The 18,301-nt window shown below is 48.5% G+C and carries 13 protein-coding genes and 6 pseudogenes; 7 read left to right on the forward strand and 12 right to left on the reverse strand.

Annotated elements, in window-relative coordinates:
* Position 1: 1 nt before the first annotated feature.
* Positions 2–1,044 (reverse strand): annotated as a pseudogene (gene tnpC / locus CW267_RS09835) (IS66 family transposase); the annotation flags it as partial.
* A gap of 57 nt (positions 1,045–1,101) precedes the next feature.
* On the opposite strand from tnpC, the gene CW267_RS09840 reads away from it, so the two are divergent.
* Entirely contained in the window at positions 1,102–1,788 is a 687-nt protein-coding gene (locus CW267_RS09840; protein WP_100781773.1) for an IS6 family transposase, read from the forward strand.
* A gap of 62 nt (positions 1,789–1,850) precedes the next feature.
* Here CW267_RS09840 and CW267_RS09845 read toward each other — a convergent pair.
* Positions 1,851–2,644: pseudogene (locus tag CW267_RS09845) on the reverse strand (IS3 family transposase); the annotation flags it as partial.
* A 160-nt stretch (positions 2,645–2,804) separates the two neighbouring features.
* A pseudogene (locus tag CW267_RS09850) lies at positions 2,805–3,775 on the reverse strand (IS5 family transposase).
* A 1-nt stretch (position 3,776) separates the two neighbouring features.
* On the opposite strand from CW267_RS09850, the pseudogene CW267_RS09855 reads away from it, so the two are divergent.
* The 5 genes and pseudogenes from CW267_RS09855 to CW267_RS31570 all read left to right on the forward strand — a co-directional run.
* Positions 3,777–4,163 (forward strand): annotated as a pseudogene (locus CW267_RS09855) (recombinase family protein); the annotation flags it as partial.
* A gap of 189 nt (positions 4,164–4,352) precedes the next feature.
* Positions 4,353–4,508 (forward strand): hypothetical protein, encoded by a 156-nt coding sequence (locus CW267_RS30475; protein ID WP_162994842.1) that lies wholly within the window; start codon positions 4,353–4,355, stop codon positions 4,506–4,508.
* 48 nt (positions 4,509–4,556) lie between these two features.
* Positions 4,557–5,549 (forward strand): hypothetical protein, encoded by a 993-nt coding sequence (locus tag CW267_RS09860; protein WP_206053247.1) that lies wholly within the window; start codon positions 4,557–4,559, stop codon positions 5,547–5,549.
* 56 nt (positions 5,550–5,605) lie between these two features.
* A pseudogene (locus CW267_RS30480) lies at positions 5,606–5,737 on the forward strand (ISNCY family transposase); the annotation flags it as partial.
* A gap of 98 nt (positions 5,738–5,835) precedes the next feature.
* Positions 5,836–6,292: pseudogene (locus CW267_RS31570) on the forward strand (MFS transporter); the annotation flags it as partial.
* Between the two features lie 5 nt (positions 6,293–6,297).
* On the opposite strand, the gene CW267_RS09870 reads toward CW267_RS31570, so the two are convergent.
* From CW267_RS09870 to CW267_RS09910, 9 genes are all read right to left on the reverse strand, one after another.
* Positions 6,298–7,059 carry an SDR family NAD(P)-dependent oxidoreductase gene (locus tag CW267_RS09870; protein ID WP_100781726.1) on the reverse strand — a complete coding sequence of 254 codons (762 nt, stop codon included), beginning with the start codon at positions 7,057–7,059 and terminating at the stop codon, positions 6,298–6,300.
* A complete protein-coding gene (locus CW267_RS09875; protein WP_100781725.1) occupies positions 7,056–8,021 on the reverse strand; it encodes a zinc-dependent alcohol dehydrogenase in 966 nt (321 codons plus the stop codon). The genes CW267_RS09870 and CW267_RS09875 overlap by 4 nt, the downstream gene beginning before the upstream one ends.
* A 1-nt stretch (position 8,022) precedes the next feature.
* The gene (locus tag CW267_RS09880; protein WP_055323540.1) at positions 8,023–9,318 is read right to left on the reverse strand and encodes a hypothetical protein; all 1,296 of its coding nucleotides are present in this window, start codon (positions 9,316–9,318) and stop codon (positions 8,023–8,025) included.
* Positions 9,311–10,639, reverse strand: a complete 1,329-nt coding sequence (hisD, locus tag CW267_RS09885) for a histidinol dehydrogenase (RefSeq protein ID WP_100781724.1) — start codon at positions 10,637–10,639, stop codon at positions 9,311–9,313. Before hisD ends, CW267_RS09880 begins: the two co-directional genes overlap by 8 nt.
* A gap of 20 nt (positions 10,640–10,659) precedes the next feature.
* A complete protein-coding gene (locus CW267_RS09890; protein WP_032445134.1) occupies positions 10,660–11,412 on the reverse strand; it encodes an ABC transporter ATP-binding protein in 753 nt (250 codons plus the stop codon).
* The gene (locus tag CW267_RS09895) at positions 11,412–12,254 is read right to left on the reverse strand and encodes an ABC transporter permease (RefSeq protein WP_049117517.1); all 843 of its coding nucleotides are present in this window, start codon (positions 12,252–12,254) and stop codon (positions 11,412–11,414) included. Before CW267_RS09895 ends, CW267_RS09890 begins: the two co-directional genes overlap by 1 nt.
* A gap of 60 nt (positions 12,255–12,314) precedes the next feature.
* Positions 12,315–13,301 (reverse strand): ABC transporter substrate-binding protein, encoded by a 987-nt coding sequence (locus CW267_RS09900; RefSeq protein ID WP_100781723.1) that lies wholly within the window; start codon positions 13,299–13,301, stop codon positions 12,315–12,317.
* 1,017 nt (positions 13,302–14,318) lie between these two features.
* Entirely contained in the window at positions 14,319–15,461 is a 1,143-nt protein-coding gene (locus CW267_RS09905) for an alpha-hydroxy acid oxidase (protein WP_100781722.1), read from the reverse strand.
* Positions 15,462–16,382: 921 nt separating this feature from the next.
* The gene (locus tag CW267_RS09910) at positions 16,383–17,339 is read right to left on the reverse strand and encodes a 2-hydroxyacid dehydrogenase (RefSeq protein WP_064144675.1); all 957 of its coding nucleotides are present in this window, start codon (positions 17,337–17,339) and stop codon (positions 16,383–16,385) included.
* 259 nt (positions 17,340–17,598) lie between these two features.
* Between CW267_RS09910 and CW267_RS09915 the strand changes: the two genes are divergently transcribed.
* Positions 17,599–18,290, forward strand: a protein-coding gene (locus CW267_RS09915; protein ID WP_100781721.1) for an IS1 family transposase whose coding sequence is annotated in 2 segments (ribosomal slippage) — positions 17,599–17,857 and positions 17,857–18,290 — 693 coding nt in all. Because the reading frame shifts where the segments join, the coding sequence is not laid out codon by codon here.
* Positions 18,291–18,301 lie beyond the last annotated feature (11 nt).

The following is an 18,301-nucleotide window of genomic DNA, read 5'->3' on the forward strand; positions in this document are numbered from 1 at the left end:
ACTATTGCTTGGTGAGATCTACGTTCCATGGCAGCAGTTCCGCCACTTTGTTGCTGGCCACTCCGGCAGTACGCTCAGGATATGGCGAAGGTAGGCTTCCGGATCGATACCGTTCAGCCTGCACGTTCCGATCAGACCATACAGCAGGGCACCACGTTCACCACCATGATCGCTGCCGAAGAAGATGTAGTTTTTCTTGCCAAGACAGACCGCTCGTAGCGCGCGCTCAGCAGCGTTATTATCCGGCTCTGCCAGGCCATCAGCGCAGTAGTAGCACAGCGCATCCCACTGGTTCAGCGCGTAAGCGAACGCCTCACCCAGCCGCGATTTTTTCGACAGCGTTGCGCTTTTCTCCACCAACCAGTCGTGCAGCGAAGCCAGCAACGGTTTGCTCCGGGATTGCCTGGCTGCCAGACGCTCTGCTATCGGAAGGCCGCGTATTTTTTCCTCGATGGCATACAGCTCGCCGATACGTTTCAGGGCTTCCTCTGCTGTCGCCGTTTGCGTGCTTATATAGACGTCGTGGATTTTGCGGCGTGCATGGGCCCAGCAGGCCGCTTCTGTTAACGGGCCACCGTCACGCTCTGCGCTGAACAACCGGTCATAGCCTGCGAAGGCATCCGCCTGCAGCACAACATGATAGTGGCGAAGGTGTTCCTGAGGATGCTTCCCCTGCCGGTCCGGCGAGTACGCGAACCACGCCGCTGGCGGATCAGACGAGGCAGCGTTCCGGTCATCGCGAACATACGTCCAGATGCGCCCGGTTTTCGTCTTCTTTCTCCCCGGTGCCAGTACCGGCACCGGTGTATCATCAGTGTGCAGTTTGTGGCAGCCCATCACATAGTTGTACAGTGCATCATTCAGTGGCGCCATTAACCGGCAACAGGCATCCACCCAGTTGGAGAGCAGTGCACGACTCAGATCCACGCCCTGACGCGCCAGGATTTCAGTCTGGCGATACAGCGGCAGATGCTCGCAGTATTTCGCGGCTAACACCCGTGCCAGCAGACCTGGCCCCGCGATACCGCGATCGATGGGACGGGTTTTGTCGCATTAAGGCGTAGTCAGGTAACATGCTGTTTTTTGATATATTGCCTGCCCATGTCTCTCATCCGAAAAGCTTTCAAACGCCTGCATTATCCCATCGATGTCATTGCTCAATGTGCCCGCTGGTATCTGGCTTACTCGCTCAGCCTGCGCAACCTGGAAGAGATGATGGCAGAGCGTGGGGTAATCGTTGACCATTCCACACTTCACCGTTGGGTCATCCGCCTGGTGCCCTTGCTGGACAAGGCATTTCGTCGACATAAACGTAAGGTGGGTCGTCGGTGGCGGATGGATGAAACCTATATCAAAATCAAAGGCCAGTGGAAGTATCTGTACCGTGCAGTGGATACCGACGGCCTGACCATCGACTTCCTGCTCACCGCCAAACGGGATGCAGCAGCTGCACTGCGTTTCTTCCGCAAGACCATTCGTCACCATGGCGAACCGGAGGTCGTGACTATCGATAAGAGTGGTGCCAATACAGCGGCGCTGGCCACACTCAATACCGGGAAAGCTGATGAAGAAACCCTCACTATCAGGCAAAGTAAGTACCTGAATAATCTCGTTGAGCAAGACCACAGGAATATCAAACGTCGAACTCGCCCGATGTTGGGATTCAAATCGTTTCGGCGTGCGCAGACGATACTGGCTGGTATCGAATTGCTCCACATGATACGTAAAGAACAATATCAGCATCCTCAAAATGAGGGATTGTCACCTGCGGAACAATTTTATCTGTAGGCTGCCTAAATAACCGGCAGCGCCACTTTTGCTAACCTCTCTACGCTAATGCGACAGAGCCTCTTTAGCGGATATCCGCGGTTTGCCACGATCCTGTCCAGCACTCTCACGACCCGCTGCGCCGGGATATTCAGGTCAATTTCGATCGCCAGTGCTTCGCGGTTAAAATCATCCACCACGCTGAAGGTCCGGAAGCGTCTGCCGCACACCAGCGCATCGTGCATAAAATCGATGGACCAGCTCTGGTTCATCGCCTCTGGCGTCACCAGCGGAACCGGATTGCGCACTGGCAGGCGCTGTTTTCCCTTACGGCGAAAATTCAGTTTCAGCAGGCAGTAAATCCGGTGCACGCGCTTATGGTTCCAGCTTTTGCCCTGCCTGCGCAGCACCTGAAAAAGCTTTTTAAATCCGTATCGCGGATAGCGTTCAGCCGCCACGGTCAGCGCCATAATGACTGGCTCATCACGTTGCGTATCCGGCTGATAACGAAATACCGTCCTGCTCAGCGACAATATCCTGCATGCCTGACGTAAGCTCATGGCAAACTGCGCGGTCAGATAGCTGACCAGCTCACGCTTTATCGCTGGTTTTAAAGCTTTTTTTCAATAACGTCTTTCAATGCGCGGCACTCGAGGCTCAGGTCCGCAAACATCAGTTTCAACCGGCGGTTTTCATCTTCGAGGTCCTTCATCTTTTTGATATCAGAGGCTTCCATACCGCCGAACTTCGCTTTCCAGTTGTAGTACGAGGCCTCAGAAATCCCGGCTTCGCGGCACACATCTTTGACGGTGCGTCCGGCTTCGACGGACTTCAGAACGGCGATGATCTGGTGTTCGGTGAATCGGGCTTTGAGCATGGCGATCTCCTCCAGGAACATAATCAGTATGCAGGAAGATCTCTAAATGTGAATGGTCCGCTTTACCGGGATGCTTACATATGCGTGATAACTCGCGGGCCGATGGGCTTTGTTGAATAAATCAGATTTCTGGTAAGTAACCCTGTAGCGGGTTGTATTTTCAGGTAATACGCACGCTTTCAGGTATACCTGCCTTCGTCATTTTTTTCAGCGCTCGCACCACGGCCAAAGCCTCTGCTACCTGACCATCATAATCACGCAGCGTCAGTGACCCACCGAACAATTGTTTCACCCGGTACATTGCCCGTTTCTGCTATCAAGCGACGGTTGTAATCTGTTTTCCATTTCCACCGGGCATTACTTCCGTTCAGCCGCTGATTCGCTACTGCACGGTTACGGTCTGCATACTCATCCGGCCAGTATCCCGCGCCTTTTCGGGGCGGGATAAGCGCGCTGATTTTCTTACGCCTCAGTTCATCGTGACAGAACCGGGTGTCGTCAGCCCCATCTGCTGCGGCTGACCTGATTTTTCTGTGAGTCTGCCGGATAAGGCATGGGAAGGCTTTTGAGTCCGTGACGTTGTTCAGCGACAGGTCTGCACAGATGATTTCATGTGTTTTGCCATCGACTGCCAGAAGCAGCTTTCGCAAGATAGGACGGCGCTCCTGGCCGTGCTTTTTGACTTTCCACTCGCCTTCACCAAAAACCTTCAGCCCGGTGGAATCTATCACCAGGTGTGCGATTTCACCCCGGGTGGGTGTTTTAAAGCTGACATTAACCGACCTGGCCCCCCTTGCTGACACTGCTGTAATCCGGGCAGCGCAACGGAACCTCCATAAGGGCAAAAATGGAATCAATAAAACCCTGCGCAGCCCGCAGGGTGAGCCTGAACACGCGTTTAATCACCAGGACAGTGGTAATGGAAAGGTCAGAATAACGCTGAGGTCTTCCCCGGGATGAAGGCATTGCTGACCCATACCAGGCCTGAATCGCCTCATTGTACAGCCAGAAAGTGAGGGAGCCACGGTTGATGAGGGCTTTGTTGTAGATGGGCCAGTTGGTGATTTTGAACTTTTGCTTTGCCACGGAACGGTCTGTGTTGTCGGGAGGATGCGTGATCTGATCCTTCAACGTTGATCGCCTGGGACGTGACGCAATGGACGTGCGAAAGACCGTGGAGCAGCTGGCAGCATCCGATATTCGCGTTCACTGCCTCGCGCTGGGTGGCGTGGATCTCACCATCGCGGCCGGCAAGATGACCATGCTGGTCATTTCGGCGGTGGCTGAGTTTGAAAAGGACCTGCTGATTGAACGCACGCATTCTGGCCTGGCAAGGACCAGGGCTGCTGGGAAACGATTTGGTCGGCCACCTGCGCTGAACCAGAAACTGCGGCAGGCAGCGCTTGAACGCCTGAAAGCTGGTGCCAGCATCAGCGCCATTGCCCGCGAGTTTGGGACCTCACGACAAACCATCATGCGCCTGCGTGGCGATGCAGTCAGCCCGGAGTTACCAGATTAACATCCACCCCGGCACAGTCCGCTGAAGGAATGGCAATTCCGTTCACCACATTTGCTAAGAGATCAGGACTTACTTTTTAATCTGGAAGTACATCGAAGTTGCTACAATAGTACGCTATTGCGTGACGTAGATTCGTGACGTATAGTTACTGCAACTTATTTGTTTATAACCACCGTCAGGTACAAAATTATGTCTCCCGTACAAGCTAAACAAAAGCAGCATGAACGCTACGAAGCCGTAGCATTGCAGGTTTTGCGTGGTCGTGCCGGTTACAAACCTGCCGTGAAAAGCCGCTTCAGTAAGTCAGCTAGTAGCAAATTTTCTCATACTATCGCTTTTGCCTGATCCTGAACTTTGAGGCACAATAAATCATAATTCGCTCATGGTTTTTTTATGCCTGTTCAAGAAGTTATTCCCCCCTATGAGCAGATGTACCTGCTAAATCAGCAGCTGATCTGCAACGCTGATCAGTTCAAACATGCTGTTATCACAGTTGGCGGTCAGGCTGTGCAATACTGGATATCCTATTATCATGCACAATACGGCGACAGATTGCCTGATGAGCGTCTCACCACATCTGTTGACTGCGACTACAGCGCCCGGAAAGATGATATTGCGGCTATAGCAAAAACGCTCAACGTTAAGACGTGGGAGAACAAAGACGGCCAGCCCCCATCCCTTGCGCAGTTTATGCTTATAGATCGGGATACACACGATATCAAACGGGATGATGGACGCTTATTTGCCGTACCGGATGCGCCTGACGAGCCAAATGTGGTGGATATTATCGACCGACCCGGAGGCTTTGACCGTTCTGATTTTCTGGGGGAAAAGCTTTACCTGTATACCGCCCCGTTTTATGTAGAAGCAACCGGCCCCGGCATGCCTGAAATGAATAAAAAGGTAAGGGTGTTGAACCCTGTCGCCTGTATGCGCTCGCGCTTTAGCAATCTGATTGCCTTGCGCCGTGATGCTGAAATTGAAATTGCGCGTATCAACGCGCTCAAGATCCCGTGTTATTTCTTTCTCATCGAACAGTTTGATGAACAGCCGTTCAAAGTTGCACGAGGAATCTTTGTCGATTTATGGTGGCTCGCGAATGACGAAAGCAGTCTGCGCCATCAGGCCTTCTGGCATAGCTGGCAGGGGCCGCTTCTTGAAGGTCAACAAAGTAACAACATCACTCTGATTGATGTGTTGGAAGGCGTACATGCATACCTGAAAGGGCATCTTGATGACTTTGAAATACCGGAAGCCTTTGTCACTAAAGAAGTACCGCTAAAGCTCGCACAGCTGCGTGAACGCTGGGAGCGTTACGTGGTACTCAATGCTGAATGGGCAGCAAGAGGGCGCAGGGGATTTGAACGTAATCCCCGTGATGATTAGCCTCCTTTGGGCTGAAAAATTTGCGCATGTGCAAATCACCGGAGCACACGCTAATAGGCCGTTCAGAATGTGAGCGTCAGGCCACTCTGAAAATTGCCCGTACCATGCTGCAGAATGGCATTGACCGTAATACCGTCATGAAAATGACCGATCTGACGGAAGATGACCTAGCGCAGATCCGACATTAATCCCCCTTTTCTGGCACTCCCTGTCTGACCATCAGCGTAAACTGGTGGGGCATCCGATTATCGATCAGAGTGTTCAGTCGGGTTTCAGTGACTTTCATGGTTCTGCTTTGATAGGATTTCCGGTAGCCGGCTACTTCTCTGATAAGCTGGGGGCCACGAACGGTGCTTATTATTGGCGGTTTGCTCGCGGCATTTGCCACATTGCCACTGGCAATGATTGATGCGGGAAGTCGCTATACGCTTGTGGGGGGCGCAATAGCGGTTAGAGGGTTCGGTTTAGCCCTGGCAACAGTGCCCGCGATGGTTGCGGGCCTGGCTATGGCTGGCAGCCGTCACGTCGCTGATGCCGCACCCGTTCTGAATATCCTCCAGCGCATTGGGGCGATGGCGGGCGCGGCGCTGGTGACCGCCTGCAATGTCAGATCTGCCCATACCCGGGGGAGCTTAACCGCGTTTCATCACGCCGGGTGGCTACTTACCGGCGGGGCCGTACTGCTCGCGCTTTGCGCATTATTTATGGTGATCCATTCCACTTTAACAACGCCGGAAGAATAAAACCGTTAAATAGAGGACAAATAGCCGCCATCTATATATAAAGTTTGTCCGGTAATATATTTAGCGGCCTCTGAGCTAAGAAATACCACGCTTCCCGCGAGGTCATCTAACTCACCAAATCTCCCAAGGGGGATCTTTTGCTGCATAGTACTACGCCACTGTGTATCTTGATAAAATACTTGCGTCATCTCTGTTTCAAAATATCCCGGCCCGATACCGTTCACCCGAATGTTATGAGCCGCCCATTCCGTACTGAGCGCTTTCGTTAGCCCGACCAATCCCGATTTAGAGCTACCGTAGGCCGCTGCGCCAGATACGCCAACGCAACTGGTTAATGAGCAGAGGTTAATAATAACTCCACCTTTTCCAGTACTAGCCATGGTTTTCGCTACTGCTTGAGCACAGAAAAAAGCCCCTTTCAGGTTGGTCCCGACAATGTTGTCCCAAAGAGCTTCATTTACTTCAAGTGACGGACAAACCTGCTCAATGCCTGCATTATTGATCAGAATATTGATTCTACCGATGCCAGAAATGACCTCAGTAATGCGAGATGTTTGTGTCACATCCAGAAGTAATCCTGTGATTTCAGCACCTTCCAGGGTAAGTGCGTCAACCGCTTTAGTGAGGGTGGCTTGATGCCTGCCAGTTATAATGACGCTGGCTCCTGCCTGTGCCAGAGCTCTGGCGAGGACATAACCAATTCCTCTGGTCGCACCGGTTACCAGGGCTCTTTTTCCTTTTAGCGAAAATGTAGATAACACATTCATTGATTGGTCACCGTTTTGAGATAGTGAGAGTCTCCTGAGATGAGAGACATATAGGCATCCGGTAGCTCATCAAGAGTAATGGGAGGCGCAATCAGCTTTCTTAAATCCTCCGCCAGTGAAGCCATTACCTGCAATGCCTCATTCTGTTCATCTTGGAACACACTACAGCCAATAAGAGTAATCTCTTTTTCAACTACCTTATTAAGATCCAGCCCCTTCGAATGATGAAAAATACCCACGAGGGCAATGCGTCCACCAGACCTGATACTACTCAGGAGATCAATGAGCGCGGCCGGGTGTCCGGAAGCTTCAACGGCTAATGAAAATGTGCCGGGCGGTGAAAGGCCAACAACTGATGAGAGTAATTGATAACGCTGTTTATTAGGTTCCAGTAGCTGAACCCGGCATTTTTTTAGCCGGCTAAGCAGTAATGCGGTTAAGCCGCCTATCGTCCCCCCACCAGCTACACAAACCGTGTCACCTGCAGATGGGTTCAGTTGATTAATCACCCGGAGTGCAACACCCAGAGGTTCACTCAGCACGGCGATATCATCAGGAACACTATCAGGGACAATCAGTAAGTTTTGTAGGGGAAGTATCACTTCTTCAGCGAATCCGCCATCGAATACTTCACCGACAAAGCCTAGTTCTTCACAGAGGTTATTTTCCCCGGCAAGGCAAAAAAAGCAACTTCCACACCATACCCGAGAATCAGCGACGACGCGCATACCGACTCTGAATAGACTTTCGCTTTCGTTAATTTCAGCAATCACTCCGAACAACTCGTGACCGGGCGTAACAGGCAACCGGCTAAACCATTTACCGGTTATGAAATTGTGTAAATCAGATCCGCATATTCCCGCAGCATGTACTTGAACTCTAGCCCATCCCGATTTTAACGTCGGTGGAGCAGAATGCTCTATTTTAACTTCCCTGATACCATATAAGCGTACTGCTTTCATATTAGTTCTCCGTCATAAGAGCGGACATCCATCGGCTAAAATAATCATCCCCATCGCAACCCAGCATGACTGCAATGGAAAAACCTATGGCTGAACTTGTTGCATTATGAACGCTGTCAGAACCACCCCGTAAGTTCATAACTAATGTTGGGCAACAGAAAAGAGCAAGACGCATAATTTGATGCCAGTTATCAGGTAGACATCCCTTTCGTTTCATTTCTGTCAGCAGAGGTTTCCAGTACAATTCCCCTTTGCTTTCAAGGAATGCTTTACGTAAAGGAGTCAGTTGCCAGTCATGGTTGACAGTAAGGGTATTGCCATCTCGCGCTACACTCACGTTATAACGTTCTGCCGCTTCATCCGCTTCATACAGCCAGCAAGGATGAGCAAATATATTATGGAAAGTTGCCTTAATTTCAGCCAGCAACGCTGGAATGGAACTTCCGGCAAAGGCAGGATCAAAACTAACCAGCCTGGGTTTGCTGTGATGGTTTTCATACCATACATTAGCGTTATGGGCATCGCCGTGAGCAACAACGACTCCATGATCTGCTAACCTCTGAGGGTCTAACTCACGACCAGCCTCTAAAAAGAGCTCTCGCAGACTTTTTTCATATGACACGCCATTTATACGCCAGTGGAGACTACTCAGTGTCTGCCAGTCCAACTGCATGTCACCAAGAATAAATTCCTGATTGACATAAAAGCTGGCTACACGACCACCAAGGCCGATGTCATGGCCAGGCGAAACTAGCCGATTCCAGAACAACTGATGAATGGGTTCAGATGCTACTTTCTCAGTTGACGCCATGCGCAAGGTCGGTAACGTATGGGATAAAATGTTGTGATCAGCATAACGTTGAGCTTCGATAACCGGTCCTATTTTCTCCCAGTCCGATTTGGTCTCAATCTCTCGGCAAACATCTGCTAGCCGCTTATCATCGCGAAGCTTATACAGTAGAATTTGGCGTCCAGGTTCTCCGCAGGCGTAGACGGGGATATCTACATCAAAACCGTGATCTCGCAAAAGTGCCGCCCGGTAATATTCTTGAATAGTCTGCTCTTCTCCCTCTTCATGATGATACTTAAAGAAAAAGGAACGGCCATTTACCAATGAAACACGCCCATTCAAAGAATTCAGACTATATTGGTCACGATTAATCTGCAGGCTTAATGTTTGTTCGCCAGTAACTTCGGTGATCAGTTGGCTGAGCTTTTCACTGGCCAACTCCCACTTGCCTTCCTGCGTCAACCTGCGCGCTTCCGCTGCATAGGGTGGGCGTAAAAGTTCAGTCATTCTTACTTCCCTTTAGCAAATCCTGGCGAATGTCCGAAACGGCTAAAGCATGCCCAGGGAATCCTTCATACTCTGCAAGGCGTTTAGCTTGCAGTGCCAGATCTTTGTAGCCACTTTTTGTTACATAGGCGATGGAGATTCTCTTGAGGTAATCAAAAACGGAGAGAGGACCAGACGTTTTCGCTGCGCTGTTTGTTGGCAGAACAGCATTAGGGCCAAGTACAAAATTACCCAGAGTGATTGGAGTATGTTCGCCAAGTAATATTTCACCGGCATTACGAATTTTCGTCATTACATCCATAGGTTCCTGTGCAAGTACCTCCAGGTGTTCAGGTGCGTACTGATTTACGAACTCAATAGCTGTAGAGAAATCCTTTGTCAGCACCACACCTCCGTGAGAGCCGCACAAAACTTTCTGGGAGAACTCTGCACGTTTTTCTCCAATTTGTTTCCAGTACATGGGTAATGCGGCAATAGCTTCTTCAGCTACACGAGGGCTAGAAGTTACCAAATAAGCTGATGAATCTGGGCCATGTTCGGATTCTATAAGAAGATCAAGCGCTGCCAGCGCACCATCGATAGAGTCATCAGCCAGAATCAGGCTCTCACTCGGCCCTGCTGGTATACCTGGATCAATTAGGCTTGATAACTGACGTTTCGCAGCAACTACCCATGGGCTGCCAGGTCCTACGATTTTGAGGCATTTTGGTACTGACTGAGTTCCAAACGCGACTGCAGCCACACCTTGTGCGCCACCACATTTATACACATTCTTGATACCAACAAGACGCGCAGCAATCAACGTTGCATCATCGACCCTCCCATCGGGGCCGGGAGGGGTGATTACGACCGGAAGCGGGACTCCCGCCACGATGGCTGGGACTGCAGTCATGATCAGTACGCTCGGGAATGAGCCTTTACCACGAGGAACATAGCAGGCAACAGCATCTATCGGAACATGGCGATCACCGGCAAAAGCCCCCGGTCTCATCTCCTTCCACCACATTTCCTCTGGTTTCTGTGCCTCATGAAATGCACGAACATTTTCGACGGAGAAACGAATTGATTCGATTACCTCCGGGTCAACGCGGGCAAATGCGTCTTCAAACTCTTGCTCTTCTGCCTTTATAGAAAAGGTCTCTGGTCGCACACCATCAAACTCACGAGCGAAACGGATTAGAGCCTGGTCGCCTTCTGACCTAACGGCCTCAATTATCGGCTTGACCTTTTCGATGAAAAATGACAAATCAGATTCTGTGCGTTTGAATAAATGGGTTGGCAGTACTTCGGAATTCGAAAGGTCATGAAATGTCGGAGACATGTTTAATCCTTAACAGTTAATTAGGAGTGTTGATGAATACGGTTCAGTACTTCATGCTGAAGTTCAATGAATTCTGGTTCACGATTTATACCCTCCTGTCGAGGGCGAGATAACTCAACATGGAAAGTGGTGTCTATATATCCTTGACCCATTACCACTATCCGATCGGAAAGCCTGACCGCCTCTTCGATATCATGAGTAACAAACATTACTGTGAGGCGGTGTTTCTCCCAGATTTCGATAAGTAGTTGCTGCATTTGATGGCGAGTCATGGCGTCAAGAGCACCAAACGGTTCATCCATCAGAAGAATCTTAGGTCGGTAGGAAAGTGCTCGAGCAATGGCAACACGTTGCTTCATTCCTCCGGAAAGTTCGCTGGGCCAGTGGTCTGCAGCATTGCCCAGTTTCACGAGTTCAAGATGTTCTTGAGCGATTTCACGGCATCTTCTGGCTGGTGTTCCTGCTGCTTTTAAAGCAAACTCAATATTGCCTCTAGCTGTCAGCCAGGGAAGCAGCGTGTATGACTGAAATACCACTCCACGGTCCAGTCCTGGGCCTGTTATTGATTCACCATCAACAAGAACATCACCCTTATCGAAATCCTCCAGACCTGCAGCTATTGACAGCATGGTACTTTTTCCACATCCAGATGAGCCGACAATAGAAACGAACTCGTTATCGTTGAGCGTGAGGTCAATGCCATGCAGAACCTGACGCCGGGTCTTGCCCAATGAGAAACTTTTTTCCAGTTTATTAAGCGTCAAAATTGCCATCAGGAACGTCTCCGGTTGTAACGGAAAAGTACATGCTCAGCTGCACGCATAATTTGATCAGTAATGAGCCCCAGGAAACCAAGCAGGAGTATGTAGCCGATGATTGTATCTGTCTGAAAATAGCGTTGAGAAACGACGATCCGATAGCCAAGCCCAGAAGTTGATGCTACAAGTTCAGCAAGAACAAGCCATGTCCATGCCCATCCAAGACTTATGCGTAATGCATCCCATATCGAGGGTAACGCGGAAGGAATGACAATCTGGAGGAGAGTTTTTCGGTCTGACAAGCCGAGTGTCCTGCCCAAACCGACAAAATCAGATGGAACACGTTTAATCGCATCAATCATCATCAGTACCTGTTGAAAAAAAGTACCGATCCAGATGACTAGAAATTTCTGTATATCATCAGTGCCTGTCCACAAGATGGTAAGGGGGACGAAAGCAACAACTGGCATATAGCGGATAAAGTCAACAAGCGGTTCAACAATCGCCTTGAATAACCCATAGCACCCAGCTAAAACACCAATGATAATTGCCATTAATGACGAAATAGTGAAAGCAATGATCATGCGATAAAGGCTGCTGGCAATATCACTCTGTAACGTTCCGTTTTGCGCAAGAGTTATCATCCGAAGCAGGACATTCTCGATTCCTGGCAGGAAAATGGGTTTAATGGTGCCGCTGGATGTCGCAAGCCACCATATAAGAAGGAGCAGTACGAAAACTGCTACAGAGATTGTGAGGAACTGAGAACGTGTAGGCTCTTTCCCTATGGTTAATAAGTTTGAATACCGCCTTTTTTTTGCATGGACATTTACTTTCTGAGTTTCGAGAGAACTCATAATTCCTCCGTGTGCAAGTCTTCACCACTTATAAAATCAGCGGACAGATCTTTAATGTGGTTATTGCGCATTTGCGAAACGAGTATCGATGGTTTGTTCAGTTGTAATGGGCTGCGTGATAATGCCCGCAGCAGTTGCTGCTTTAAGAATATGGGGGAACGTTTTCGTTGTGAAGTCGTGAGCCAGAAGTGCTTTGTTATCGCTTAGGGTAAAATATTTCACGCCATCGAATGCCGTATTTAAGTCTTCTGGAGTTGTGCCCACTGCTTTAGAGATAATAGCGCGACCTTCTGTCGTATTGGCATTGTAATAGTCTAGCGCTTTACCCCAGGTCTGAATAAGTGCCTTAATGGCATCAGGGTGAGTCTTGATGAAATCGTCACGTATTACCAGAACATCGCTGATCAATCCTGGATCAGAGGAACCACTGTATAGAATCTTAAGATTTGTATCGCTTTTTTGGGCCATGCTCAGATAGGGCTCATACGTCACAGCAACAGGAACCCGTCCTGCTATTATAGCATTCCCTGCTGAAGCGGCAGGCATAGGAACAGGTTTTATATCATTAAAGGATAATCCTTCAGATGCTATGGCACTTCTGAGTAAAATATCACTGGTTGTGCCTTCTTCGTAGGCGACCTGCTTACCTTTGAGATCCTTAATGCTTAAAATATCTTTAGTGGCCAGAATTGCATCTGCGCTATTGCTCTGGTCGAGTAATAGCACAATCTTCACTGGGAGACCTGCGGAAATCATTCCCATCGCGGTATGGGTAGCGATATTAGCTGCGTCTATCTGCCCACTCGCCAGTGCGGCATTAATATCTTTATCCTCAGCGAAATTAATGATCTCGACTTGTTTTAGACCTTCCTTTTCAAAAAGATTTTTAGCCGAGGCAATATGCCACTGACCATAACCCAGCCAAGGTTCAATCCCCATTTTCACATGCGTGGCTTCTTCCGCATGAACAGAGATAGTTGTAACTGACATCATTCCTGCACAGAAAAACGCACTAATTGATTTTTTCACTGTATGGAGAGAATACATGGCTATTTCCTTCCGTTGTCATTGTGGCTACAGGCTGGAGGTTGTCCGAGGAAAACCAAGAGATGTAACATTACTTAGAATCTTCTATTGGCGAAATTAGTTATTTTCTATATCTAAGAGTTAAAAAAAATGTGATAAGTGTTTCTTATTGGTTATTCTTTTGTAACTAAAAAAGCTTCAAAGATAAAAAATGAGAAATTATTCCCTAAAATGGAAAAGGACCTTATGAAATTTGGGTGGACCAATCCCTCGACATCTGCTTGCTGATATACCTTATGCCGTGATCGGAATACGTTTTTTTTGAAGCAGTCTTAAGATTTACCGGCCAATGATAATCCCCATCTGGGGATCTGAGTTCGTAAGTTGATTGATTGGACTGAGCCCATGCCCGTAGACAAATTCTATTCTCACGACGAGGCTTGCCCGAGCTCTAACCCAGAGCACACAGAGCAGTTTCGTCAGTTTGAAGTATACGGCCGCTGAGTAGCTCACTGCTGTCGGGCTGAGTGGAGGGATGCTGCCAGCTCCTGTCACCCCGCAGGAGGGGGGCTTCGGTGCTATGTGCTGACTGAAGGCAAGCTCCACACCGATGACATGCCCGTACCGGTGCTGTTGTCCGGTAATACGAAGATGAAGAGCGGGCGGTTGTGGACGTAGGTTCGTGTTAACCACAACGCAGGCTCAACACTAGCAACGGCTACGTTGTTGGTCTTCAAACCGGCAGAAAAGTCATCCACTCGCAGACCCATCTTGCAGGCTTAAACTGTGTATTGCAGACAAATGCGTAACCGGGTTCAACGAGTTTTAACACAATTGCCAGCGAAATTACACCATGTCGCACCGTATTACGAACCTGATAGGCATAGCTCGCCAAAATGGTTCTCACTCTACGCTTACTCATATAGCAAGTGTAAAGGATCATAACGTACTTTCCGTCTTCTAACTTTCTGCAACTTCACACCTAAAAAATAGGGTCTTATAATCGCCTGTGTAGATGTAGGCGGAACTGTACGTCGGTTAATTCCTTGCATGATGGAGCAGTCCAGAATGAAGTTCAGTGATATCGGTACAGCCCAACTGTGCCATTGTACGATCGATTTCAGCGATCAACGATTCTAGGGTGGCTGACACCAGCGCTTCGCCTCCTACAGCCACTGCGTATAATAGTGGACGTCCCAGTAATACTGCATTTGCGCCTAACGCCAGAGCTTTTACCACATCAGTACCGCGTCTGAAGCCGCTATCGAGTAACACGTTAAAGTTAGGGCCCACCGCCTTTCGGATGTCTTGCAAAACCAGCATTGGGCTAAATGTTCCATCTAACTGACGACCGCCGTGGTTAGATACTACAATACCTTCGGCCTTTAGTTGTTGTGCGGCTAATGCATCTTCAGTCGTCATTATACCTTTGATATACAACGGCCCCGGCCACAATTCGCGTATCCATTCCAGTGTTTGCCAGGTTAATGTAGGATCCATCTGTTGGGCGAAGTAGGTGGCCGCGCCCATACCGCGCTGAAACTCTGAGGGAAGGTAAGGTTTGAGGTTACCAAAGCCCGGCATCCCTGCAGGACGTAGTGTACGCCACACCCATCCAGGGTGGCGTGCTACATCTGCCAGCGCACGGAACGAAAGCTTCATCGGCCGTCGGTAGTGCGATTTATCGCGTTCACGGTTGCCGAAATGCACTGCATCTACCGACACTACCAACGCCGAGCAGCCTGAATGGCGCGCTCGCTCAATCAAGTTGGCTGTGACAGCGCGGTCCTTCAGAACATACAGTTGAAACCAGCGCGGCCCGCTGCTAACAGTTGCAGTCTCTTCCAGTGATGCCGTCGAAACGGTGCTCTGAATATAACCTATGCCGCTATGCGCGGCGGCTCGCGCTAGCATCTGATCGGCCTCATGACGCAGCATGCCATTGTAACCAGTTGGAGCTATCAGCAGCGGTGCAGCTAATAGGTCATTTCCAAGTGGTGTATGCAGACTGCGTACACTTGCATCCTTTAATACCGTTGGTTTAAACATCCAACGTTCAAAGACTTCTCTGTTATGTCTCAGAGTCTGCTCGTTGTCAGCGCCACCATCTACATAATCGAATGCAAAGCCCGGTAGCGCACGTTGCGCTGCCCGACGTAAGTTCTCACAGTTAATAACCATAATAGCGTATGTTCCTCAGGCTTTATCACAAATAGATCAGATTCGTATCGTTGTGGATGTGGTTGATCTCAACAGCCCATACCATGGAGAGGAAAACATGTAGGAAGAGGGAACAAGAGCGATTTGAATTTGACGTTCATTCATGTTCACGAGGTTTCCTAAGTAAGTGACGTGGTTTATACACTTTATCGTTTATAAGAAACTATTGTCGTACGGCAAGAAACTATGTCATCCTTGAAGCCACTATCAGCAGCAGGTGAAATTTCAGAATGACGTTACATTACATAATGATTATCTTCCTAAAGGCAAGATCTAAGGCATGGCCGGTGTAAGTTACATTTTGATTTCTGCGCCAATATGGGGATTCAGTCAAACAAAAGCCAAGTCATTCATAACGACAGGTGTTAACTCTTACTCAAGACAAGGGGTAAAACTTTCTCGGTGACTTTCAATATTATGCACTTACTCATTCCTTTTGCACAAATATTAATTATATTGCTTCTGAATTAAAAAAAACTATAACAACATAAGACTTTTGCATATCTTAGATGAAGATTATAAGTTGTTATTAGGGATGATTCCCGAAGGGTAACAAATATTTTACAAGCTTCCTTGGTTGTATAAATACCAATTGATGAGTCTTGTTGTATGTGATAGTACTATAAAAGGCTAGAACATAACTCTATGTTTCCTAAAATTACATTTTACCGAATTTGTAGTTTTCGGCAAGCCTCGCTGCTGTTAACTGCTCCTGTTTTGCATTCATTTCTTCCTCGCCAGACTCTATGGAATTTATCCGATCACGATCAAGAGTTTAGCATTGTAATCGTCATAAATACGCCATACTTCTTGTGTTTCAACCTCATCCCTCCTCCCGTAAACTTTTCTGACTAATTCCCACAGAGCATTTATTCTGTACATTTAGTAACCGTACTCACGATTAAATACCAACGGTAATGGCAATCCAGAACGATCAGCCTGAATAATCTCAATAGCCTGTTTTGCTTTAGCGGTGTTAGAAATCAACGATGCAACGTGACTGGTAATGATTATCCGGGGATGTGTCCACAAAGGATCTTCAGGCGGTAGGGGTTCCACTGGAAAAACATCCAACACAGCGCCGCTCAAATGTCCGTTGTTTAGCCCGACCAATAACGCATCATGATCCAATTGGTGGCCGCGTCCAACATTAATCAGTCCTGCATTCGGAGGTAATTGCTCTAGAAGTTCTGCATTGATGATGCCACGTGTTGCTATAGTGTCGGGAAGTAAATTAACTAAAATGTGACTTTCGCGAAGAAAAGCTGCTAACTGATCGTTTTCAGCGTAACATTGTACACCGTGGGCATTTTTCTCGGTACGCGACCAGCCTCGCACAGTGAAGCCATTGGCCAACAGGCGTTTAGCTACAGCAGTGCCTAGACGTCCCATACCCATTATACCTACTGACGTTTCGTTCACTAGTCTGCCTGTTAGCTTATTGTTCCAGCTCTGCCTTTTCTGCGCCTGCATCACCAGCGGAATCTGGCGTACAAGCAGGTAACATGCCATAGTCACATAATCAGCCATTCTGCTCTCAGTTTCTGGCGTAACCATGCGAGTGATTGGAATATTGGCGGGAACTGTCGAATCATTCAAAATATGATCCACTCCTGCTGCCTCGCTTAATATCACGCGTAAATTTGGGAATTGAGCAAGCTTGCCTCTCTCAGGCTCCCACACTAAAACATAGTGAACACTTTCAGGCTCAACTGAAGGGTCATCCCAGCTCGCGATACGCAAGTCAGGGAAATTAGGTAAAAAAAGATTTCGCCATTCGTCGATATCTTCGCGACTTACGAAGTTTATTAACAACGTTTGCTGGTATGTGGTTCTCATCTTAGTCTCTATAGCTATTTATGCGTTTCTGAATTAGGCTGTTCAGTGAGACTATTCGAGATAAGGGTGCCGGTAAAATAGTTTTAATGTGGCTTTTACATAGTAATTATTGAGGGGGTAATGTCAGAAACCAACATTTTTGCTACCCTGTATCTGCTAGGTGTTTGGCTTTATTCTACGTAACCCTTGGAGATTTCACCGATAATCCGGTCATGACGCCAACTTAGTGCTGCTGTATACTTCGCCTTTTGGATAAGTGATGGCAAAGATTGATGTGGTTTGTCCCCGTTGCTCTGAAACTCAAGGGGTTATCCGTAATGGTCACTCAACGTCAGGTGCTCAGCTCTATCGCTGCAAGCTCTGCCTGAAAACCTTCCAGCTCAGCTTTCAGTACAACGCCGCTAAACCCGATACCCATCAATCCATTATTGATATGGCAATGAATGGGGCCGGGTGTCGTGACACTGCACGAGTCCTTGATATCAGCCTCAATACTGTCCTCCGCCATCTAAAAAACTGGCGCCGAAACAGGTAGCGCAACACATTGAGCCCGGAGCAGAAGTTGTCATCTGTTGTGAAGCTGATGAGCAGTGGTCATTCGTATGTTGTAAAGGCAATCCACGCTGGCTCTTTTATGCCTATGACCGCATCCGAAAGCGGGTTCTTGCTCACGTCTTTGGCCCCCGAAATGCGGTGACGTTACAGCGGCTTCTGGCACTGCTGAGCAAATTTAATATTGCCTTCTACATGACCGATGCGTGGCCGGTATACCGGACGTTGCTGGACTCAGCCAGCCATGTAGTCAGCAAGAAATATACCCAGCGAATAGAGCGTCATAACCTGAATCTGCGGACTCACCTTAAGCGCCTTACCCGAAGGACAATCTGCTTTTCAAAATCAGAAGAAATGCACGATAAGGTCATCGGATGGTATCTGACAATCAACCATTAACACTAAATCAG

This window comes from Klebsiella sp. X1-16S-Nf21, from assembly GCF_002837615.1.
Classification (GTDB): Bacteria; Pseudomonadota; Gammaproteobacteria; order Enterobacterales; family Enterobacteriaceae; genus Klebsiella; species Klebsiella variicola.